Source organism: Microvirga sp. RSM25, assembly GCF_044784385.1.
Lineage (GTDB): Bacteria > Pseudomonadota > Alphaproteobacteria > Rhizobiales > Beijerinckiaceae > Microvirga > Microvirga tunisiensis.
In genome coordinates this window covers 1852228-1873794 of the sequence record NZ_CP173039.1, presented here as the reverse complement: position 1 = coordinate 1873794, position 21567 = coordinate 1852228, and the positions used below count along the sequence as shown (strand labels likewise).

The 21567-nt window shown below is 61.8% G+C and carries 18 protein-coding genes, 1 tRNA gene and 1 pseudogene; 7 read left to right on the top strand and 13 right to left on the bottom strand.

Going from position 1 to position 21567, the window contains the following annotated elements; genetic code table 11:
• The first annotated feature begins 49 nt into the window (after window positions 1-49).
• The 4 genes from ACD578_RS08855 to ACD578_RS08840 all read left to right on the top strand — a co-directional run bounded on the left by ACD578_RS08855 (window position 50) and on the right by ACD578_RS08840 (window position 3944).
• Window positions 50-859 carry a TatD family hydrolase gene (locus ACD578_RS08855; protein ID WP_404292379.1) on the top strand — a complete coding sequence of 270 codons (810 nt, stop codon included), beginning with the start codon at window positions 50-52 and terminating at the stop codon, window positions 857-859.
• Window positions 856-1656: an MBL fold metallo-hydrolase gene (locus ACD578_RS08850; protein ID WP_404292377.1), complete on the top strand. Its 801-nt coding sequence runs from the start codon at window positions 856-858 to the stop codon at window positions 1654-1656. The genes ACD578_RS08855 and ACD578_RS08850 overlap by 4 nt, the downstream gene beginning before the upstream one ends.
• A gap of 202 nt (window positions 1657-1858) precedes the next feature.
• Complete coding sequence (locus ACD578_RS08845; RefSeq protein WP_404292186.1) at window positions 1859-3154, top strand: ISNCY family transposase; 1296 nt, start codon at window positions 1859-1861, stop codon at window positions 3152-3154.
• A gap of 705 nt (window positions 3155-3859) precedes the next feature.
• Window positions 3860-3944 (top strand) — tRNA-Asn (locus ACD578_RS08840).
• A gap of 142 nt (window positions 3945-4086) precedes the next feature.
• Here the strand turns inward: ACD578_RS08840 and ACD578_RS08835 are convergent.
• Window positions 4087-5142, bottom strand: a complete 1056-nt coding sequence (locus tag ACD578_RS08835; protein ID WP_404292375.1) for a histone deacetylase family protein — start codon at window positions 5140-5142, stop codon at window positions 4087-4089.
• 25 nt (window positions 5143-5167) lie between these two features.
• Window positions 5168-5611, bottom strand: coding sequence for an OsmC family protein (locus tag ACD578_RS08830; RefSeq protein WP_404292373.1), 444 nt, complete (start codon window positions 5609-5611; stop codon window positions 5168-5170).
• A 135-nt stretch (window positions 5612-5746) separates the two neighbouring features.
• Here ACD578_RS08830 and mazG point away from each other — a divergent pair, with 135 nt between their 5' ends.
• Window positions 5747-6592, top strand: coding sequence for a nucleoside triphosphate pyrophosphohydrolase (mazG, locus tag ACD578_RS08825; RefSeq protein ID WP_404292371.1), 846 nt, complete (start codon window positions 5747-5749; stop codon window positions 6590-6592).
• Here mazG and hflX read toward each other — a convergent pair.
• The 7 genes and pseudogenes from hflX to dusB all read right to left on the bottom strand — a co-directional run bounded on the left by hflX (window position 6587) and on the right by dusB (window position 15781).
• A pseudogene (hflX, locus tag ACD578_RS08820) lies at window positions 6587-7980 on the bottom strand (GTPase HflX). The gene mazG and the pseudogene hflX overlap by 6 nt on opposite strands.
• Window position 7981: 1 nt before the next feature.
• Window positions 7982-8236 carry an RNA chaperone Hfq gene (hfq, locus tag ACD578_RS08815; RefSeq protein WP_009491222.1) on the bottom strand — a complete coding sequence of 85 codons (255 nt, stop codon included), beginning with the start codon at window positions 8234-8236 and terminating at the stop codon, window positions 7982-7984.
• A 233-nt stretch (window positions 8237-8469) separates the two neighbouring features.
• Complete coding sequence (locus ACD578_RS08810; protein WP_404292368.1) at window positions 8470-9840, bottom strand: sigma-54-dependent transcriptional regulator; 1371 nt, start codon at window positions 9838-9840, stop codon at window positions 8470-8472.
• The gene (locus ACD578_RS08805) at window positions 9837-12086 is read right to left on the bottom strand and encodes an ATP-binding protein (protein WP_404292366.1); all 2250 of its coding nucleotides are present in this window, start codon (window positions 12084-12086) and stop codon (window positions 9837-9839) included. Before ACD578_RS08805 ends, ACD578_RS08810 begins: the two co-directional genes overlap by 4 nt.
• Before the next feature lie 99 nt (window positions 12087-12185).
• On the bottom strand, window positions 12186-13652 hold the full coding sequence (gene ntrC / locus ACD578_RS08800; RefSeq protein ID WP_404292364.1) for a nitrogen regulation protein NR(I): 1467 nt from the start codon (window positions 13650-13652) through the stop codon (window positions 12186-12188).
• A 9-nt stretch (window positions 13653-13661) separates the two neighbouring features.
• Window positions 13662-14759 (bottom strand): nitrogen regulation protein NR(II), encoded by a 1098-nt coding sequence (locus tag ACD578_RS08795; RefSeq protein ID WP_404293758.1) that lies wholly within the window; start codon window positions 14757-14759, stop codon window positions 13662-13664.
• Window positions 14760-14761: 2 nt separating this feature from the next.
• Complete coding sequence (gene dusB / locus ACD578_RS08790) at window positions 14762-15781, bottom strand: tRNA dihydrouridine synthase DusB (RefSeq protein WP_404292362.1); 1020 nt, start codon at window positions 15779-15781, stop codon at window positions 14762-14764.
• A 109-nt stretch (window positions 15782-15890) separates the two neighbouring features.
• On the opposite strand from dusB, the gene ACD578_RS08785 reads away from it, so the two are divergent.
• Window positions 15891-17084: a bifunctional 2-C-methyl-D-erythritol 4-phosphate cytidylyltransferase/2-C-methyl-D-erythritol 2,4-cyclodiphosphate synthase gene (locus ACD578_RS08785; protein WP_404292360.1), complete on the top strand. Its 1194-nt coding sequence runs from the start codon at window positions 15891-15893 to the stop codon at window positions 17082-17084.
• Between the two features lie 8 nt (window positions 17085-17092).
• Window positions 17093-17569 carry a CinA family protein gene (locus ACD578_RS08780; protein WP_404292358.1) on the top strand — a complete coding sequence of 159 codons (477 nt, stop codon included), beginning with the start codon at window positions 17093-17095 and terminating at the stop codon, window positions 17567-17569.
• Here ACD578_RS08780 and ACD578_RS08775 read toward each other — a convergent pair whose 3' ends face one another.
• From ACD578_RS08775 to ACD578_RS08760, 4 genes are all read right to left on the bottom strand, one after another.
• Window positions 17570-18052: a type II toxin-antitoxin system RatA family toxin gene (locus ACD578_RS08775; protein ID WP_152714198.1), complete on the bottom strand. Its 483-nt coding sequence runs from the start codon at window positions 18050-18052 to the stop codon at window positions 17570-17572.
• 2 nt (window positions 18053-18054) lie between these two features.
• A complete protein-coding gene (locus ACD578_RS08770; RefSeq protein ID WP_404292356.1) occupies window positions 18055-18579 on the bottom strand; it encodes an AAA family ATPase in 525 nt (174 codons plus the stop codon).
• Window positions 18580-18607: 28 nt separating this feature from the next.
• Entirely contained in the window at window positions 18608-19567 is a 960-nt protein-coding gene (gene lipA / locus ACD578_RS08765) for a lipoyl synthase (protein ID WP_152714200.1), read from the bottom strand.
• A gap of 262 nt (window positions 19568-19829) precedes the next feature.
• A complete protein-coding gene (locus tag ACD578_RS08760) occupies window positions 19830-21158 on the bottom strand; it encodes a GNAT family N-acetyltransferase (protein ID WP_404292354.1) in 1329 nt (442 codons plus the stop codon).
• Window positions 21159-21567: the final 409 nt, after the last annotated feature.

Genomic DNA, 21567 nt, shown 5'->3' with positions numbered 1-21567 from the left:
CTGATCCGATTTATGCAGCTAGCCGCCGCAGAGGAGGGCGCCTTCACCCATGTTGGTTGACAGCCATTGCCACCTGGATTTCCCGGACTTTCAAAGTCGCCTCCCCGAGGTTCTGGCCGCGGCCTCTGCTGCCGGCGTGGGGCGCATGGTAACGATCTCAACCCATGTGTCGCGCTTCGAGACCTACCATGCCTTGGCCGAGGCGTATGACAGCATCTTCTGCACTGTCGGAACGCACCCTCACAATGCGGCCGTTGAACCGGATGTGCCGACCGGGCGGCTGATTGAGCTCTCTGTGCATCCGCGCTGCGTCGCCATTGGCGAAGCTGGCCTCGATTATCACTACGACAAGAGCCCGCACGACGTGCAGCAGCGGGTCTTCCGTACGCATATCGAGGCGGCGCGGGAAACCGGATTGCCCTTGGTCATTCATGCCCGCAACGCCGACGAGGACATGATCCGAATCTTGTCCGAGGAGATGAGGCGAGGGCGTTTCGATGCAGTTCTCCACTGCTTCTCGTCCGGCGAAAAGCTGGCTCGGGTCGGCGTTGAGCTCGGCCTCTACGTCTCCTTCTCCGGTATCCTAACCTTCAGGAACTCGGAGGAGATCCGCCGGATCGCGGCGTCAGTTCCCCATGAGCGTCTGCTCGTCGAGACGGACGCGCCCTATCTGGCCCCTGTCCCGAATCGCGGAAAGACCAATGAGCCGGCCTTCGTGGCTCACACCGCCCATGTACTCGCGGACGTCATCGGAATGTCAGACCAGGACGTTGCCACTTTAACGACGGCGAATTTCTATCGTCTGTTTTCCAAGGCAGCCGCTGCCGATGCCGCATCGGGACAGGCGCTCGCATCATGACCTTGAGAGTGACGATCCTCGGTTGCGGATCCTCAGCCGGCGTCCCGCGCGTCGGCGTGGGTTGGGGCGCCTGCGATCCGTCCAACCCCAGGAACCGCCGCCGGCGCTGCTCGATTCTGGTCGAGAAAACGGGGCCTGGCGGTTTGACCACGGCCGTTCTTGTCGATACCACTCCCGATCTGCGGGAGCAGCTTCTTGGAGCCGATGTCCGGCGCCTCGACGCCGTTCTCATCACCCATGAGCATGCGGACCATATCCATGGGATCGACGATCTGCGTCCGCTCGCCATCGTCCAGCATCAGCGGATCCCGATCTATGCCGACCGAATGACGAGCGAGCTGCTCCAGATGCGGTTCGGCTACTGCTTCGATACACCGGCCGGCAGCAGCTATCCGCCGATCCTGAAGATGCGCCATCTACAGTCTGGCGTGACGACCGCGGTTCCCGGACCAGGCGGCGCCATCGAGGCCTTGCCGTTCCGGATGGTCCACGGGGATATCGATGCGTTTGGCTTTCGTTTCGGCAGTATCGCTTACGCACCGGACGTGAGCCACATACCCGAGGAGAGCCTGCCGACCCTGGAAGGCTTGGAGATCCTGATCCTGGATGCCTTGCGCTACACACCGCATCCGTCGCATTTCTCGCTGTCGGAAGCTTTGGAGCTGATCGAGAAGGTCAGGCCGAAACGCGCCATCCTGACGAACCTGCACACGGACCTGGATTACGAGACATTGCGGCGAGAGCTGCCGCAGCATATCGAACCGGCTTATGATGGGTTACAGTTCGAAACGCGCTGACGCTGAACGTCATGAGGGAACCGGAAAAGCGCGGTCGAAACGGCCACAAGCGTATCGCTCTCCCCGAAGACAGATCAATTTAAGTTCCATAATATATCTTATGCGAATTTGGTTTGTAGGTCCTCGATAGAGATGTCACCGCTCTCCTCGTTACAAATGTCACCTCCTCCCGGTGTCATTTGCAGCAGAGAGCTTCGTTTCTATGGTGGTCCTTGCCATGAGCCGTCCCGAGATCGACCGGATGCATGTTCTGCGCGACGTGATGGCAGAGCACATCACGGTCAATGAAGCTGCCCAGTTGCTGCGGATCACACGGCGTCAGGTGTTCCGATTGCTCAAGGCCTATCAGACCGGCGGTCCCGCGGCCTTGGTGTCGCGCCGGCGCGGCAGGCTCAGCAACCGCTCCTACCCGGCGGCGCTGCGCGCCGAGGTGCTGGCGCTCATCACGGCCAACTATGCCGATTTCGGTCCAACCCTTGCCTGCGAGAAGCTCGCCGAGCGGCACGGCATCGATCTGGGCGTCGAGACGATCCGGCGCTGGATGCTCGCGGCGGGCCTGTGGCAGGACCGCAAACAGCGGCTCAAGCGCGTGCACCAGCCGCGCTACCGGCGTGATTGCGTCGGCGAACTCGTCCAGATCGATGGCTCCGAGCATTACTGGTTTGAGGATCGTGGTCCGCCCTGCACGCTGCTGGTCTACATTGACGATGCCACCAGCCGGCTGATGCATCTGAAGTTCGTCGAGACCGAGTCGACCTTCGACTATTTCCGATCGACCCGGGAGTACCTGGAGGCCTACGGCAAGCCGGTGGCGTTCTACTCCGACAAGCACGCCGTCTTCCGGGTCAACGGCAGAGGAGCCGTGGGAGGTGACGGCATGACCCAGTTCGGCCGGGCGCTGCATCAGCTCAACATCGACATCATCTGCGCCAATGCTCCGCAGGCCAAAGGCCGCGTGGAGCGCGCGAATGGCACCTTGCAGGACCGGCTGGTCAAGGAGCTGCGTCTGGCTGGGATCTCAACCCTTGAGGCGGGCAATGCCTTCCTGCCGGCGTTCATGGCGGACTTCAACCGCCGCTTTGCCAAAGCGCCCTACAGCGACAAGGACCTGCATCGCCCGCTCAGCGAAGACGATGAGCTGGATGACGTGTTCGCCTGGCGGGAGGAGCGGACGGTCTCGCGCAGTCTGACCCTGCAGTACGACCAGGTGCTGTTCATTCTCGAGCCGAGCGCGATCACGCTGTCCCTCGCCCGCCAGCGAGTGACCGTCTACGACTATCTGGATGGGCGCTTTGCCATCAAGCACAAGGGCCTGGAGCTGCCGTACAGAACCTTTGACCGCCGCCAGCAGGTGGAGCAGGCGGCAGTTGTCGAGAACAAGCGGCTGGGGCCGGTTCTAGCCTATATCGCCGAGCGGCAGAAGGAGCTCGACATGAGCCGCAGCCGCAAAGCACCTCGCCGGCGAGGGCAGGCCAAGAGCCTGTTCAAGGTGGGCTGAGCTCTCAGCAGTCACTCCCAGAGGTGACATCTCAAATAAGGACAATCAGTGACTTGTCTAATGAGTTCTGACATGGTTTGTAGAAAGGTGGATTCCAAGCTGGCGTGCGACCTGCCCTGCAAGGCAAGGATCTGCGCGACGAGTTTGGATGAAGCCGCCCTACACTTACCCGAGTCTGGAGAGCGCGGCAGACTGTTTCGGTTGCGCTCCGCTAAGACCCATGCGGGCCATTGCCCGGTACCCATATCTGCACCGCTACCCCGCTACCATGAGATCAAACGGAACTGGCTGACGACGAGGAGCCGCTTTACCGCGCATATTTTCCATCTGGCTGCGAACAATCTGGCTGGTACGCACCGGAGCCGGTATCCCAAGCTCATGCGCAGCGAACCATTGGCATCCTATGTGGTCAATTGCCTGAAGGCGCTCGTCGCCCGAACAGATCGCTGGACGCCTGCAGGTTCTGCCGGACAACGGCTGCCCCGCCATGTTGCCTCTTAGGCGTTAATTCAAGAGAGTAAGCTCCAGCAAGTACTTATCCTGGCGAACATGCCTTGGGGTAGTTCACAATAGTTAAAGCCCGAAGCTTGTGGTTAACAGGCAATAGACAATAGATTGTTTTCAAGATGTTCGACAACGAAACTGACAATACACAGTAAATGTTTCAGTCTGCGTCGGTTTATCACTAAAATGTCACGAGTATATTCCCAGATGGCGAAACTGGAAGACGCAGCGTGCTGTTGACGCGCCGCCGAAAGGCATGGGGGTTCGAGGCCCTCTCTGGGAGCCAATTTCTTTGTAGCGTCGCTTAATCCTGCCGCATCATTAAAGGAGTATTGCGACGCCCTTCCGAGCCCACCTCCGGGATCGTGCGGTTCAAAGGCTCACCGATCTGTCTCGAAACGGAGCTCGCGTCGGTTCAGTCACAAGGCTTATTCCGCCGCGTTCGCCCGGAATGCGGTGATGAAAGCCGGAGCGGCTTCGGCGACGGCCGCTAGCGAATATCCGCCTTCCTGGACGATCAGGGTCGGCAGGTCGATCTTGCCCCAGATTTCTCCGATGCGGGCGAAGGCCTCCGACGTGACATTGAGCTTCGACAGCGGATCGTTCCGATGCGCGTCCCAACCGGCGGACAGCACTAGCGCCTCGGCTCCATGGGCCTGGACCGCCAGCGCGAGGCGCTGGTTGGCGTCGATGAAGGCTTCGTCGTCCGCACCGGGAGACAGCGGCAGATTATGGTTGGCTCCCTCACCCGGCCCTGCCCCGGTTTCATCCGCGTATCCGGCGTAATGCGGATAATAGGACGACGGATCGGTGTGCACCGAGCCGTAGAAGACGTCCTGGCGCGTATAGAAGATCGCCTGGGTGCCGTCCCCGTGATGCGTATCGAAATCGACAATGGCCACCTTAGGAAAATGGCTGCGCAGTACCGCGGCCGCGATGGCAGCATTGTTGAAGAAGCAGAAGCCCGAGGCCCGGTCGGCATAGGCGTGGTGGCCGGGTGGCCGGCAAAGGGCGAAAGAGGCTCGCTCTCCCGCCAGCACCGCCTCCGCACCCGCAATCGCCGTCTGCGCCGAGGCGTATGCGGCCTGGAAGGTGCCCGCCATGACCGCGCAGGACATATCACCCATATACCAGCCCGCTTGGCCGAGAATCCCTGTCGTACGCGGCCTGCCGCGCTCTTCCAGATCAATCCCGGCCCCCCGATACGGATGGACGTTCGGCAGCACCTCGGGGCCGTGATTGGGGAGTTTTAGAAACCGATCGTAGGCGTCTTCAAGAAAATCCACGTAATGCTCGGCATGGACCGCCAAGATGGCATCCCGGCCGAAATCGCCCGGATCCGTCTTGACCAATCCTTGCGTTTCCAAGGCGTCGACCAGCGTCGTGGCCCTGTCCGGCTTTTCAAAAGGATCCACAATCCGCCCATGCACCATATATTGCTTGGGCTGGTGGGCCAGTTGAGCTTCCGAGAAGAACATCTTCATGATCGCGGTCCCGGATGTTGACAGATCAGGAGGAGGCGACCTCCGCCTCCTCGGCCTCGTCGATCGCGGTCCAGGAATGGGTGATCTTGGCCATGGCGCCCAGCATGATGGAGGCGGAGCAGTATTTTTCCTTGGAAAGCTCGATTGCCCTCTCCACCTTGGCGGGTGCTAGACCCCTGCCCTTGACGCGATAATCGATATGGATCGCGGTGAAGACCTTGGGATCGGTTTCGGCCCGCTCGGCCGTGACCTCGACATCGCAGTCCGTGACCTTCTCACGGCCTTTTCTGAGGATCTGAACCACATCGAAGGCCGTGCATCCGCCCAAACCGATGAGGAGCATCTCCATGGGACGGATGCCGATATTGCGGCCACCATATTCCGGAGCTCCGTCCATGACGATGGCGTGGCCGCTGCCGGATTCGCCCACGAACATCATGCCATCGACCAGTTTGACCCGCGCTCTCATATGGTTCTGCCCTCAATACGCCCGAAGCATCTCACTCATCCTTATACCGCTAAAGCAGGGACATAGCGCAAATCCAGCTAGCCCCGCGTTTTGTCCTCAGGCTATGACATCGGCGAAGCGACCAGGAAATTGATCATGAAGCCTTCCACGGACATCACGCGGCTCATCGAGATCATGGCGGCCCTGCGCACGCCCGGAACCGGCTGCCCCTGGGATCTGGAGCAGGATTTCGCGTCAATTGCGCCCTACACGCTCGAGGAAGCCTATGAGGTCGTCGACGCCATCGAGCGCGGCGATCTGGCGGATTTGCGGGACGAACTCGGGGATTTGCTGCTTCAGGTGGTTTTTCACGCCCGTATGGCGGAAGAGCAGGGTGCGTTCGCCTTCCCCGATGTGGTCGAAGCCATCACGCGAAAGCTCATCAGGCGCCATCCCCACGTCTTCGGGAACACCGAAGATCTATCGCCCGAGGAGGTGAAGAACCTTTGGGACTCGATCAAGAGCGAAGAGAAGGCCGAGCGGCGTGCGGCCCGCGAGAAGTTGGGACAATTGCCCGAGGCTCACGAGGCCGGATTCCTTGGCGGAATTCCAGCGGCCCTGCCCGCTTTGACACGTGCCCAGAAGCTGACGGCGAAAGCTGCCAAGGTCGGCTTCGACTGGCCGGAGGCCGCTCAAGTCATCGACAAAATTCATGAAGAGCTGGAGGAGGTTAAGGAAGCCTCTTCATCCGGCGCGCGAGACAGGATCGAGGACGAGATCGGGGACCTTCTGTTCTCCGTCACCAATCTCGCGCGGCATTTCGGCATCGATTCCGAGCGAGCCTTGCGGCGAACGAACGCCAAGTTCGAGCGGCGGTTCAAGGCGATCGAGCTGGCTCTCGGAGAGCAGGACAGGAGCCTCGATGAAGCATCGCTCGAGGAGATGGAAGAGCTATGGGTCGCGGCGAAGCTGACCGAGCGCGAGCCCGGCCCTTCCTCATAGAACGCGGGCTTCGGGAAACCGGTTGAGGAAGCGGGGTTCCTTGCCGGACACGAGACGAATCTGGAGGATCGTATGCCCATTCTCCTTCGTCTCGCGGGCCAGGATTTCCGTGTTCTCATGCAGCCAAGCGAGCCCCTGCCCGTCTTCCGGCGCAACATCGACCTCATAGGTCAGCCGTCCCATGGCCAGGTGCTGCTCAATGGTGGCAAGAAGTTCGGGAATGCCGTCTCCGGTCAGTGCCGAGATGAGGATGGGCCGCCTCTCCTCGCCCGTTCGGTGCGACGCGGTGGCAAGCCGCTCACGATCCTGGGGCGAAAGCAAATCCGCCTTGTTCCAGACCTCGATGATGCGTCTCGTATCGTCCGGATCGATGCCGAGTTCGCGCAGGACGATGGCGACATCGCCGGCCTGAGCGTCGGTTTCTCCATGGGAAACATCGCGAACGTGCAGCAGGACATCGGCTTCGACCACGTCCTCCAGGGTTGCGCGGAAGGCCGCTACCAGCATGGTCGGAAGATCGGAGATGAAGCCGACCGTGTCCGACAAAATGGCCTTCTCGCCGTGCGGCAGATCGATGGCTCGGGATGTCGGATCGAGGGTCGCAAACAGCATGTTCTCGGCCAGAACGTCGGCCTGGGTCATGCGATTGAACAGGGTCGACTTGCCGGCATTGGTGTAGCCGACAAGGGCGATGATGGGGTAAGGCACCCGCCTGCGGCTCGTGCGGTGCAGGGAGCGTGTCTTCACGACGCTCTCCAGGTCCCGCTCGATCCGGTTCATGCGCTCCTGGATCAGGCGCCGGTCGGCTTCGATCTGCGTCTCGCCGGGGCCGCCGAGGAAGCCGAAGCCGCCGCGCTGGCGCTCGAGGTGCGTCCAGGAGCGGACCAGCCGGCCCTTCTGGTAGGATAAATGGGCCAGTTCGACCTGGAGGGTGCCTTCCTTCGTCCGCGCCCGCCGCCCGAAGATTTCAAGAATCAGGCCGGTGCGGTCGATGACCTTTGCCCCCAGGCCTTCTCAAGATTGCGTTGCTGCACAGGGCTGAGCGCGCAATCCATGACCACGAGGCCGATCTCCTCAGCCCGGATCAGTCCGGCCAGCTCGTCGACTTTGCCGCTGCCGATGAAAGTGGCAGGTCGAGGCGAGGATAGGGGCGCTATCAGGGATTGCGTAATGGTCAGATCGATCGCGAGCGCGAGGCCGGTGATTTCATCGAGGCGTGCTTCCGAAGGGCGCGGATTGGCGCCCTCCCCGTCTGTTTCACCTGAACCACGCCGCCTGCGGGTAAGATACGGACCGATAACAAGCGTCCTCGTTCCGGCCGCAACCTCTTTCTCAGGTTCGGCAAGCTGAGCGAGACGTTCTTCCCCCGGACTGCGTGGTTCCGTCACCTCAAGCCTTCTCGCCAGCCTCGTCGATCTGGTCGAACAATTGGACGGGCTGTCCAGGCATGATGGTGGAAATGGCGTGTTTGTAAACCAGCTGGGAATGACCATCCCTGCGCAGAAGGACGCAGAAGTTGTCGAACCAGGTGACGACGCCCTGAAGCTTCACCCCGTTCACGAGAAAGATCGTCAGGGGGATTTTTTGCTTCCGGACGTAGTTCAGAAAGGTGTCCTGAAGATTCTGCGCGCGATCGCCCGCCATTGAAGTTGCCTCGCCAGCCCATCGCCGCCGGTCTTGGCTATGGGGCCGCCTGAATATGGTTGTCCGCTTTCGTGCGGTCGGTGACCGGCATGTCTATTACAGTGCGAACAGCGCCGTTCGGCAAGGGGGGCGCAACGGTTCTACCCCCTCGGAGCATATTTTCCCGTGGATTGTAGGTTTTCGTTCTTTCAGCCCGAAAAGAACTGACGGTGTCCTGTAACGGTGAAGCGTCTTTACCCGCCTATCCCGAGAGATTTCAGCTTCCGGTGCAGCGCCGAGCGCTCCATGCCGATGAACTCAGCCGTTCTGGAGATGTTGCCGCTGAAGCGTGCGATCTGCGCCAGGAGGTACTCACGCTCAAAGATCTCACGGGCCTCACGAAGAGGGAGGCTCATGAGCTTCTCACCCCCTGCCCCGCCTGGAGTGCTCGGAACGAGCGCGCCGATTTCGGAAGGCAACATGTCGGCGGTGATCTCCGCATCGGCATCGCCGGAGGTGAGAATCATCAGCCGTTCGACGTTGTTGCGAAGCTGCCGCACATTGCCTGGCCAGTCGTGCGATTGCAGGACCGCCATGGCGTCTTCCGCAATGCGTCGCTTCGGGAGGCCTGTCGTGGACGAAATCTGCTCCATGAAGAACTCGATCAGCTCCGGTACATCCTCGCGCCGTTCGGCGAGAGACGGCACTCGGATCGGAATCACGCCGAGCCGATGGAACAGGTCTTCCCGGAGCTGCCCTGCCGCAATGGCAGCGGGCAGGTCGCGGCCGGAGGATGAAACAATGCGTACGTCCACATGGACCCGTGTCGTTCCGCCGACGCGCTGAAAGTTCTGATCGACCAGCACGCGCAGGATTCGGTTCTGTGTCTCCCGCGGCATATCGGCGATTTCGTCGATATAGAGGGTGCCGCCATGGGCCTCCTCGAGAGCGCCGACACGACGCCCCCCGCCTTCGCTGGCTTCGGTGCCGAAGAGCTCCGCCTCCATGGTGTCGGGCGTGATCGTTGCGGCCGAGAGGACGACGAACGGGCCGTTGGCGCGCGTGGAGAGGCTGTGAACGGTCCGGGCTGTCAGCTCCTTGCCCGAACCGGGCGCACCCGTGATCAGGATCCGGGCATTGGTCGGCGCCGCACGTTCCACCGCCTGCCGCAGCTGGTTGATGACGATCGACCTGCCCGCAATGCGGCTGGCCTGAACGGAACGAGAGCGCAGGTCGCGGACCTCGCGCTTCAGGCGCGATGCCTCGAGGGCACGCTCGGCGACAAGGACGAGCCGGTCCGCTTTGAAGGGCTTCTCGATGAAGTCGTAGGCGCCCGTCTTGATGGCCGAGACTGCCGTCTCGATGTTGCCGTGGCCGGAGATCATCACAACCGGCAGATCAGGATGCTGGGCCTTGATGATCTCCAAAACCTGAAGCCCGTCAAGCCGGCTTCCCTGCAGCCAGATGTCGAGGAACACGAGGTGAGGACGCCGCGTTTCGATGGTGGCCAAAGCTTCATCGGATGTGCCGGCTGTGCGGGTGCGGTGCCCTTCATCCTCAAGAATGCCGGCCACCAGCTCACGAATATCGACTTCATCGTCGACGACGAGAATATCAGCGCTCATAGGCTTGCCCTGCGAGAGTCATTTCGGCTGGAAGCGGCCGATGTCTCTTCCGATGCAACATGCTTTGTCTTCGGAATCCACATGCGAACCTGCCCACCCCTGCCAGTTGGATTGTCGGCCAGTTCCATGCCACCTCCATGATCTTCCAAGATCTTTGCAACGATCGGCAGACCCAGTCCGGTTCCACCCTCGCGCGTTGTCATGTAGGGCTCCAGAAGACGCTGCCGCCCTTCGACTGGAAACCCCTTGCCGTTGTCGCTCACGGCCAGGATCAGATAATCCGGATGGGTATCGTCGAGCTGCACCGAAATCTGCGCCTGACCTCTCTCATCCTCCGGCACAGCCGCAATCGCTTCGGTTGCATTCTTGACGATGTTCGTCACGGCCTGAGAGACGAGCCGGCGGTCGAAAGGTGCAATGAGGGAGCCTGCCGGAACTCGATCGACGAATTCGATCTCGGGATGAGCGATCTTCATCATGAACATCACTTGGCGGATCGTCTCAGCGAGATCCTCGTTGCCGATGGTCGGTTTCGGCATGCGGGCGAAGGACGAGAACTCGTCGACCATCCGCTTGATGTCATCGACCTGCCGCACGATGGTATCCGTGCATTGATCGAACACTTCCCGGTCCGTGGTGATCACCTTGCCGTATTTCCGGCGGATGCGTTCGGCCGACAACTGGATCGGTGTCAGGGGATTCTTGATCTCGTGCGCGATGCGCCGTGCCACATCCGCCCAGGCGGAAGTCCGCTGCGCCAGCACGAGATCCGTGATGTCGTCGAGGGTGATGACGAGATCTCTCTGGCCCCCGCGCGCCTGCTCGCTGGTCACACGAACATTGATGGTGCGCTCCTTGCCCTTCCGGGAAATATGGATCTGCTGCTGCATCAGGCGCTGACGTCCCTGGCTCATCTCCTCAACGAGGGGCGCGACCTCCGGCAAAATCATGGTAATCGGTTGACCGAGCAACTCTTTGTGGGAGGTGCCGAGCAGGGCCTCCGTCGACGGATTGACGATGGTGATCAGCCCTCGCGCATTGACACCGATGACGCCAGCCGAAACGCCCGCCAGAACCGCTTCGGTGAACCGCCGCCGCCGATCCATGAGGTCGCTGGCGGTGGTCAACCCATCGTGCTGGCGACGCAGCTCCGAGGTCATCTTGTTGAAGGTTTCGCCCAGATGTCCGAGATCGCCCTCACCCCGGCGCACAGGCACCTGGACATAGAAATTGCCGGTCGCAACCTGGTCCGTTGCATGGATGAGGCGCCGGATGGGGGCGACAAGACGGTTGGCGAAGTTCAACCCGAACCAGACGGCCGAGAGCAGCACGATCAGCGCAATCAGCGTGAACATGGAAGCGAAGGCGATCTGAATGCCCGCCTTTTTCTGGTCGAGGGCCTCATAGAAGGCCACACCTGCTTCGGCAACCTGAGGGAACTCCAGCGCCCGCGGATCGACCTCCCTGGCGACGTAAAGGATGCGTCCGCCATGGGCTTCCAGCTTCAAGGCGGAGCGAAAGATGTTGCCGGATTTCGGGAAGAGGCAGAGAGCCTCCCGATTGCTGGCCTCCTGCAGATCGATCTGCGTCGGCTGCGGAACGTTTTCAAGCTTCTTGACCTCGATCCGCTCGACTACCGAGCCATCCGGGTCCACGATCATGGCGAGCGGAAAGCCGAGGAAGACGGAACGGGAATTCATGAACTCCCGGAAGAGGTTGCGGTCTGCGTCGTAGAGAACCTTGGCACGGTTGAGGTCGGCAGCCATCAGCTGGGTTTCTCGGGCGAGCGTCCGGCACTGCATTTCGCGATAGGATCGGGCGATGGAGACCGTGTTGGTCATCAGGTCTTTCAGCGCGCCTGTAAACCAGGGGTCGAGGCCGCGCTCAAGGGTGACCGTCGCGACGGCCGCGACCAGGATGGCGGGCAGGACCGCCACTAGGCTGAACAGCCCGACGATCCTCACATGGAGACCGGCAGCCGCCGCCCCTGCCTTGCGCTCACGCACGAGTTTCCGGGCCTGCCAGGCGACGATCCCAAGAAGCAGGGCGATCAGCAAGCCGTTCAGCAGGAAAACCCACACCACGACATTGTGAGTCGGCAGCAGCGGGGTCGCGCCGGCGAGAATCAGGAATGTGGCAAGGGCCGAGGCCAGAGCCGACAGCACGGCGCCGTAGCCCAGCCAGCCGAGGCCGCTCTGGGACGGTTCCGCCGTCTGCCGTTGTGCAATGGTGTCCTGCTCGATCAAGACTGAAGCCCCGCCAATCGGGTGCCCTCGGTTCAGCACCCTGTCAGTGGGTGATGCACCAACACAACACTGTGGTCAAATTATTACAGCGGCCAAACTTCAGGTGCGATTGGATCGGACCACCATGAGCTCGAGATCCCGCACCTTCTTGCGAAGGGTGTTGCGGTTGACCCCGAGGAGCTCGGCCGCCCGAATCTGGTTGCCGCGGGTGGCTGCAAGGGCCGCGCCGATCAGGGGGCCCTCGATCTCGCGCAGCACGCGGTGATAGAGGCCGGGAGGCGGGAGCGTGTCCCTGAAGCCGGAGAAATACTCGTTCAGATGCCGCTCGACGGCATCGGACAGTCCCTCCGAGTTCTGCTGAGACGGCTGAGAGGCCCTTCCTGCTGGCTGAGGTGGAAGCAGAGGCTGGGAATCGAGTTCAGCATCGATGATGGCCCCTGTGATGGTGTCCTGGGGATAAAGGGCTGCCAAACGCCGCACTAGGTTTTCCAGCTCACGGACATTGCCCGGCCAGCGGTACCGCTTCAACCGGTCCATGGCGTCCACGTCGAGCTGCTTGCGCGCAAGGCCCTCCTTTTCTACCAGCACGAAGAAGTGGCGGGCCAGATCCGGGATATCTTCGACACGCTCGCGCAACGGCGGAAGGCGCAAGGGCACGACGTTGAGCCGAAAATAGAGGTCTTCGCGGAAGAGGCCCTGCTGGATCAGCACGCGCAGGTCCTTGTTCGTCGCCGCCACGATGCGCACGTTGGTCTTGATCGGCACGCGGCCGCCGACGGTCGTGTATTCGCCCTGCTGTAGGACGCGCAGGAGGCGGGTCTGGGCCTCCATGGGCATGTCGCCGATCTCATCGAGGAAGAGCGTGCCGCCTTCCGCCTGTTCGAAACGCCCCGTGCTGCGAGCGGTCGCGCCGGTGAAGGCGCCCTTCTCGTGCCCGAAGAGTTCGGATTCGATCAGTTCTCGCGGGATCGCCGCCATGTTCACGGCCACGAACGGACCCTGCCGGCGCTTGCCGTAATCGTGCAGTGCCTTTGCCACGAGTTCCTTGCCGGTTCCGGACTCGCCTGTGATCATCACGGTCAGGTCGGTGGGCATCAGACGGGCGAGAGCCCGATAGATCTCCTGCATGGCGTGGGAGCGGCCGACGAGCGGGATCTCCTCGTTCTCCGGCGACGGGTTGGCTCCGGTGGGAACGTTCCGGGGCCGAGACAGGGCCCGGCCGACGACGGCGACGAGCTCCTTCAGATCGAAGGGCTTCGGCAAATATTCGTAGGCTCCGCGCTCGGAAGCCTTGATGGCCGTCATGAACGTGTTCTGCGCGCTCATGACGATGATCGGCAGCTCCGGGCGTATCTTCTTGATGCGGGGCAGGAGATCGAAGGCGTTCTCGTCCGGCATCATCACATCCGTGATGACCAGATCGCCCTCCCCCTGAGCCACCCACCGCCAGAGGGTGGCGGCGTTGCTGGTGGAGCGAACCTCGTATCCGGCCCGAGACAGGGCCTGGTTGAGGACGGTCCGGATGGCCGCATCGTCATCAGCGAGAAGAATCTGTCCGCTAGGCATCGTTTAATCTCACAAATCGGCGCCGCGGCCGTCATCGGCGCGGTGCATAGGCAAAAGAATTCGGAAAGTGGTCCGTCTGGGTGCCGGTTCGCATTCGACGATGCCGCCATGATCGCCGACGATCTTTGCAACGAGAGCAAGCCCCAGGCCGCTGCCTTGGACCTTGGTCGTCACGAAAGGATCGAAAAGATCGCTCATCAGCTCGGGAGGAATGCCGGGGCCGTTGTCGGTGACGCTCAGCTCGATCGGAAGGCTGACCCGTTCCTGGGAACCGGGGACCTGAAGCCGGACGCCGGTCCGGAAGGCCGTCGATAGGACGATTTCGCCGTCCGGGGCATCGATGCCGACCGCTTCAGCCGCATTCTTGACCAGGTTCAGAGTGACCTGGATCAGCTGATCGCGGTTGCCGAGAACCGGCGGAAGCGAGGGATCGTAGTTCTCGACGAAACGGATGTGGCGGGCAAAGCCGGATTGCGCGAGGCGTTTCACGTGGTCGAGCACGCCGTGGATGTTCACCGCCCCGCGTTCGACCGGCCTCTCCTCGCCGAACAGCTCCATGCGTTCCACGAGTTTTACGATGCGATCCGTCTCATCGCAGATGAGCCGAGTGAGCAGCCGGTCGTCCTCGCTCGCGGATTGCTCAAGGAGCTGCGCCGCCCCGCGGATGCCGGACAAAGGATTCTTGATCTCGTGCGCCAATAGTGCACCCAGCGCCGTGATGGACCGGGCCGCCCCGCGATGGGTCAGCTGGCGGTTCATCTTGTCGGCAATCGTCCGCTCCTGGAGCATGACGATCACGCTGTCGCTGTCATCACCCAAGAGACTTGCCGAGACGTCGACGATGCGCTCCGCTCCGAGGCGCGGGCTGCCGATATCGACGCGATGCTCACTGACGCTGGAGCCCCGTTGGCGAACATCCTCCACGAGCGCCAACACCGGCGAGCCGAAGGGCAGGAAGTCGCTGAGCTTTTGGCGCAGCATCATGCGCAGACTCATTTCGAAGAAGGATTCGGCTGCCGCATTGGCATGCACGATCCGGTGTTCCGGTCCGACGGTCAGAACCGGGATCGGCAGCGCATTCATGATGAGGTCGTTGATGGCCACCATCGTCATGCCGCCTCCCGATCCTGACGGCTGTAGAGGGAGCGCAGCAAGGCGATCACCGTATGAGGTTCCTCGGAGGTCACGAGAGCGGTCCGAATGCTCGGTGCGATGTGGAAGCCTGAAGCCACGGCCACATCGGCATAGGCGGCAAGGTGCTTGCGGGCATGGCGGATGCCGACCTTCTCACCATAGAGGGAAAGGAGTCCCTGGTAATGCTCGACGGCGATCTCGGTCCTCGCCTCCGGTGACGGATCGGTAAGCGTCACGCCTTGCAGCGCGGCACCGATCTGACCGACGAGCCAGGGCCTTCCGACCGCGGAGCGGCCGACCATCACGGCAGCGGCACCCGAAGCCGACAGGCAGCGTTTCGCATCTTCGAGCGAGCCGATATCGCCATTGGCGATAACAGGGATGCTGACGTTTCGGACAACGGCCGCGATCGCCTTCCAGTCAGCCTGACCTTTGTAGAACTGCTGGCGCGTCCGGCCGTGGACCGTTACGGCTTGCACCCCAAGGCTCTCCGCTCTGCGTGCGAGTTCAGGTGCGTTGATCGTGTCATGATCCCATCCGAGCCGCATCTTGACGGTCACGGGAATGCTGGCCGCCTGTACGGTCGCTTCGATGAGCCGAGCCGCATGATCGAGATCGCGCATGAGGGCCGACCCGGCATAGCCGCCGATCACCCGCTTGGCCGGGCAGCCCATATTGATGTCGATGATTCCGGCCCCTGCCCCTTCCGCCACTCGCGCGGCTTCCGACATCCAGTATGGCTCGCATCCGGCCAGCTGAACGACGTGGGGCTCGATCCCGGCTCCTTCAGACCTCAGCTGCGCTTCCTCCGAGCCTTCGACCAGCTCGTCCGACGCCACCATTTCGGACACGACGAGGCCAGCTCCAAGACGCTTGGCAATGCGTCGGAAGGCGACATCCGTTACTCCGGACAAAGGTGCGAGAATAGCGGCGGCTTCTACCCGTACTGGACCGATGCTGAAGCTGCCTGCGCCTAATTTTTGATCAAAACTCATTGTGCCTAATCAATAGCCATTTCAGCGCTCGGTTCAAGCCCCTCCCACAGGATTTGCCTTCTTCCCACGTCACGCTTAGGAGAGCGTTCGATAGAGAGAGCTCGCCCGAATGTCAGTTGCCGCCCTCATCGTTGCCGCAGGACGTGGATCAAGAGCGGGTGAAGGGATCCCGAAGCAGTACCGGTGGCTCCAGGGAAAGCCTGTTCTGGCAAGAACGCTTTCGGCGTTTCTTTCGCACCCTGGGATCGGTCGAACCGTCGTGGTGGTCCATCCAGACGACTGTGACCTTTATGAAGAAGCGCTTCGGACCTTACCATCCCCCTCATCGTCAATTCTGCCATGCGTCCATGGTGGCGAGACGAGACAGGATTCGGTGCGAAATGGACTCGAAGCCTTAGCAGGACTGAATCCTGAGCTCGTACTCGTTCACGATGCGGCGCGCCCTTTTGCTGGCTCCGATCTTATCGACCGGGCCATCGAAGCGGCCGAGCGATGGAGCGCAGCCGTCCCGGGAACACCCGTCACGGACACGATCAAGGTGATCGGGGACCGGTCCGAGGTACTCTCCACGCCGGATCGCGCAACACTCAGGGCTATTCAGACGCCGCAGGCTTTCCGTTTCCCTGCCCTTCTCGACGCGCACCGCAAAGCGGCCGCTTCGGACCTGCACAATTTCACGGACGATGGCGCCTTGGCCGAATGGGCCGGTCTGCCGGTCAATGTCTTCGAGGGAGAACCCGGCAACATCAAGCTCACCCACCCGGCGGACTTCCAGGAGGCAGAGCGACGTTTGAAAGGCGGACAGATGACTTTCGTAACCCGTCTCGGCACCGGTTTCGACGTTCATGCCTTCGGTAATGGTGATCATGTCTGGCTCGGGGGGATCAAGGTGCCCCATGACCGAGGCGTCATTGCCCACTCGGATGGTGACGTGATCCTGCATGCACTGACGGACGCAATCCTTGGCGCTCTCGCCGATGGAGACATCGGCAACCATTTCCCGCCGAGCGATCCGCAATGGCGCGGCGCCTCCTCCGATCGCTTTCTGGCTCATGCGGTGGAGCTTGTCCGCAGGCGCAGCGGCATCGTCGACCATCTCGACACCACTCTCCTCTGTGAGAAGCCGCGGTTGGGACCGTACCGGGAAGCGATGCGGCAGCGGATTGCCGAGATTGCCGGGCTCCGCCTGGACCAAGTGTCGCTCAAGGCGACAACGACCGAGAAGCTCGGATTTACCGGCCGCGGCGAGGGCATCGCCGCTCAGGCGGCCGCGACGATCCGCCTGCCGGAGGTGAGTGCATGAGGCCCGAGATGACGGACCGCGCTGCGACGCTCCTGGACGCCTATCGCGACAAGGGCCTCAAGATCGCCACCGCCGAATCCTGTACCGGCGGTCTGGTCGCTGCCCTGCTGACGGAGATCTCCGGCTCTTCGTCCGTGATGGAGCGCGGGTTCGTGACCTATTCCAACGAGGCGAAGATCGAGCTGATCGGGGTTCCGGCCGAGTTGATCGCAGCCCATGGGGCGGTGAGCGAACCGGTTGCCCGGGCCATGGCCGAGGGAGCACTGGCCCATTCCCGGGCGGATGTGGCTGTCGGCATCACCGGCGTGGCCGGTCCGACCGGCGGAACGGCCACGAAGCCGGTGGGCCTCGTCCATTTCGGACTGGCCCAGAAAGGAGCCGGAACAATCCATCTGGAGCGGCGCTACGGCGATCTGGGGCGGGAGATTGTCCGCCGCCGGGCGGTGGAGGATGCGTTGGCCCTGCTGGAACAGGCAGTGCGCTGATCAGGCCGTTCTCGCCCCGACTTGAGTCTTCGACGGCGCCCCATAAATCTCGTCCGCCCGCTCCTCGAAGGCTTCGGTGAACTTGCGGAAGGCCCTGTCGAAGACGCTGCCCATGAGGAGGCCGAGCGCGAAGCTCCTGAATTCATAGTTGATGTAGAATTCCACGTCGCAGCCGCCGGGCACCTCGCGGAAGGTCCATCGATTTTCGAGAAATTTGAAAGGGCCGTCCACGTATTCGACCGTGATCTTCAGTCGCGGATCGTCCAGGGTCACCCGGGTGGTGAAGGTTTCCTTGATGGCCTTGTAGCCCACCGACATGGTTGCGACCAGAGATTCGATCCCTTCCCCGCTCTGAACGCGGCGCATGACCCGCAAATCCTCGCACAGGGGCAAGAACTCCGGATAGCGCTCCACATCGGCGACGAGGGCGAACATCTGAGCCGGCGTATGCTTGACGGAACGCGTGGTGCGAAAGGTCGGCATGCTCAGGCGGCCTCTTTAAGGGTTGAAAGCGCGGCCTCCACGGCCGGAATGTCGGAGCGGGAACGCAGCACGTAAACGCCCTGATCGGGCCGCAGGCGCTCCAGCATGCGAATGGTCTTTGGCCGCATCTTTTGGGGATAGGACCAGATCCAGCGCATGAAGGACCAGTCGAAGCGCTCGGGACCGGCGGTGCCGAGATCGGGCCGCGGTTGGCCATAGTTCCTCGCTACGCGCCAGAGTACGCTCAGGCTGCACTGCCAGCGCGGCAGGTCGAGCCAGATGACGGCGGTGGCGCGAGGCACGCGGAGGTCGAAGGTGCTGGCGTAATTGCCGTCCATCACCCAGGCCGGCCGGGCCGCGAGAGCCTTTACCCGCTCGCGCCATTGCTCCTTGGAGGGCATGGTCCAGCCGGGGCCGAAATACTCCCTGTCGAGATGGATCAGCGGCAGGTTCAGGCGCCCGGCGAGGCGACTTGCCAGGGTGCTCTTGCCCGCGCCCGGGGTGCCGATGACCAGAATGCGCTGCATGCCGCGTCCGAATAATGCTCGTCAGTTTCTAGCCGAGCTTCGTCAGACGAGCCGCCTTCAGCTTGGCAAAATCCTCTCCCGCGTGATGCGAGGAGCGCGTCAGCGGAGTCGAGGAGACCAGGAGGAAACCCTTGGCATAGGCGGTGGTTTCATAGGCTTTGAATTCGTCCGGCGTCACGAATCGGATCACCTGATGGTGCTTCTTCGTCGGCTGGAGGTACTGACCGATGGTCATGAAATCCACATCCGCAGAGCGCAAATCGTCCATGAGCTGGAGCACCTCGTTCCGCTCCTCGCCGAGGCCGACCATGATGCCGGACTTGGTGAAGATGGTCGGGTCGAGCTCCTTCACCTGCTGCAGCAGGCGGATGGAGTGGAAATAACGCGCGCCGGGGCGGACCTTCAGGTACTTGGACGGCACCGTTTCGAGATTGTGGTTGAACACGTCGGGCTTGGCCGCGACCACGACCTCGAGCGCGCCGGGCTTCCTCAGGAAGTCGGGCGTCAGGATCTCGACGGTGGTTTTCGGCGACCGGGCGCGGATCGCGTGGATCACGTCGGCGAAATGCCGTGCGCCGCCATCGGCGAGGTCGTCACGGTCCACGGAGGTGATGACCACGTGCTCCAGGCCGAGCTTCTCCACGGCCTTTGCCACACTCTCCGGTTCGTTCGGATCGAGCGCCTGCGGCAGGCCGGTCTTCACGTTGCAGAAGGCGCAGGCCCGGGTACAGGTGTCGCCCATGATCATGAAGGTCGCGTGCTTCTTCTCCCAGCACTCGCCGATATTGGGGCAACCCGCCTCCTCGCAGACCGTCACGAGCTTGTTCTCGCGCACGATCCGGTTGGTCTCGGCCCATTTCGGCGAACCCGGAGCCTTCACGCGGATCCATTCGGGCTTGCGCTGCTGAACGGGCTGATCCGGCCGATGCGCCTTTTCCGGATGGCGAGGGCGTTGATCCTTGTTCAGTAGGTCGAGAACGACGGCCATGAAGCTAAAACCCCTGGGGCGAAGGGACCCTGCCCTCCTGATGTGCCGCTGATTTAAAACCTTCGGCACACATTCGCAAATGCTCAGATAGCGGGGCTGCGTTTCATTTCAGGCCCCGGCTCTTGCCTGCCACCTGCAATGGGCATGGAAACGAGGCAAAGACCTTATGGCTAAGCTCAACCTGAGGCAGGGAACCCGATCGAAGCAGGCGCCGGCGACTTCTAACCGAGCCTCTCATCTGGAATGAGACTTCCCCAGGATGTCAGGCACGGATCATGCCCCTGGCAATGGGCCGGCTATGGGATTGTGCCCGACACTCCATTTCGGATGCGCCACATTCCATGAGAGACCATGCCCCTGCTGTGAACGGTGCAAGAAATAGGGCAAGAACAACCGCCTGCCCCGTATGCTTTCGATTGACCTTCGCGGTGGGTTGAACCTCTGCGGCCCGTTTGGGCTTGCGGCCGCCGCGGCGCTTGAATTGACGATAGAGTTTCCTGGCGGCCTCGGGCACCCGAGGCCGAATATGGGTCCAATAGGCCTTGCGCAACCAAACGCGCGGTAGGTGGAACAGCATCGGCACGGCCGCCCGGCGCACAAGGTGCACGTCGATATACTTCTCCTCGGGCAAGTGCCAGTAGGTATGGGCCTGAGCCTTGCTCATCGGGTTGAGCTCGTGCAGTTCAGGCTGGGCAAATCCATCCCGGAAGGCGGCCTCGGTCAGGAGTGTGCCGACGCGGCACTCGGCAAAATCCTCGTTGAATGTGTACTTCGGCAGCATGAGCGATCTATTGCATCTCAATGCCAGTTGCGCGCCCACGAGGGTATCGTCGACCCAGATCAGATGCCACGCCAGCCGCCCCTCGGCGGCAAAGTTCTCGACGAGAGCCGTGTGGAAAGCGAGCGAGTCCGGGTTGTTGAGAATGGCGCCACCACAGCGTCCCTTCCAGCCCGCTGCCTCCAGTGCCAGGAACCGAGGCAGAAAATCGGCCCGGGCATGAGGGCCGTTTACGGTCTCAATCCGAACCTTTCCGCGCTTTTCGATCTTGCGATGATACCGCCCCAGATCACTCGACATCCTTTTGAGGTTGCCGATAAAAGATTCGAAGCTTCCACTGACGTCGAGAATGGAGAAGCCTTGGCACGCACTGGAGCGCACGAGATGCTGTGCAGCCCCATCCCGCAGCGCCGACCAGATCGGCGAGTTCTGCCGCACCGCCTGCAGATCCAGTCCGACATGGCGCGGCTCCTGACGCGCCACTTCCTTGAGCAGGGCCTTGAGCGCCTCGGCCGCACAATCGGGTGCCAGGGCGATGTCGCCCGAGGTCGTCAGCTTGCCGTAGGTGCGCAGCAAAGGGCGGCGATGGCCGAGGATCGGATGAGGGGTGATCACGACCGGCATCACGCCGATCAGCCGCTCACCGGCATAGGCAAAGCAGCACATCCAGCGCCAGTGCGGCCATAGGCCGTATCGAAAGGTGGCCTCGACCCAGGCCGGCAGCATGGTGGCCAAGCCCTGAGGTGACTCCCAAGCCAGACGGTCCCAGGCTTCTCTGTGCGGCTGCAAGCCGTCAAGATCGCGGACGGTCATCGTTTGTACATCCTCGAGAGGAGCGCTGGAGAAACCACGGGTGGTCTCGCTATTCGCTCGTTCGAGATTCGCTCTGTCCAGCTTCATGCCTTGCGCCAAAGTTGGAGCGACCACGTAGATAGTCGCCATCAACATGCGCTCTGCTGACAATAAGCCTAAATGAGAAAAGTGAGACTGTAGTGGCGCGTTCGGACTAACCAGGAATAGTGATGTAGAAAACCGTAATAATCATGCTGCGCAGCCGCCCCCGCGCTCCGTAGACCGTCGCTGTATTATTGCGGCGCAATAATAAACTTATGTTAATCCCAACTGCTTGCAAAAATACTTTTTAGGTTTAGCGGTATCATCCTAATAGGCAGGATACTCCGAACCTTTAAGAGGTAGGACCATTTGATTTATATACGACAAT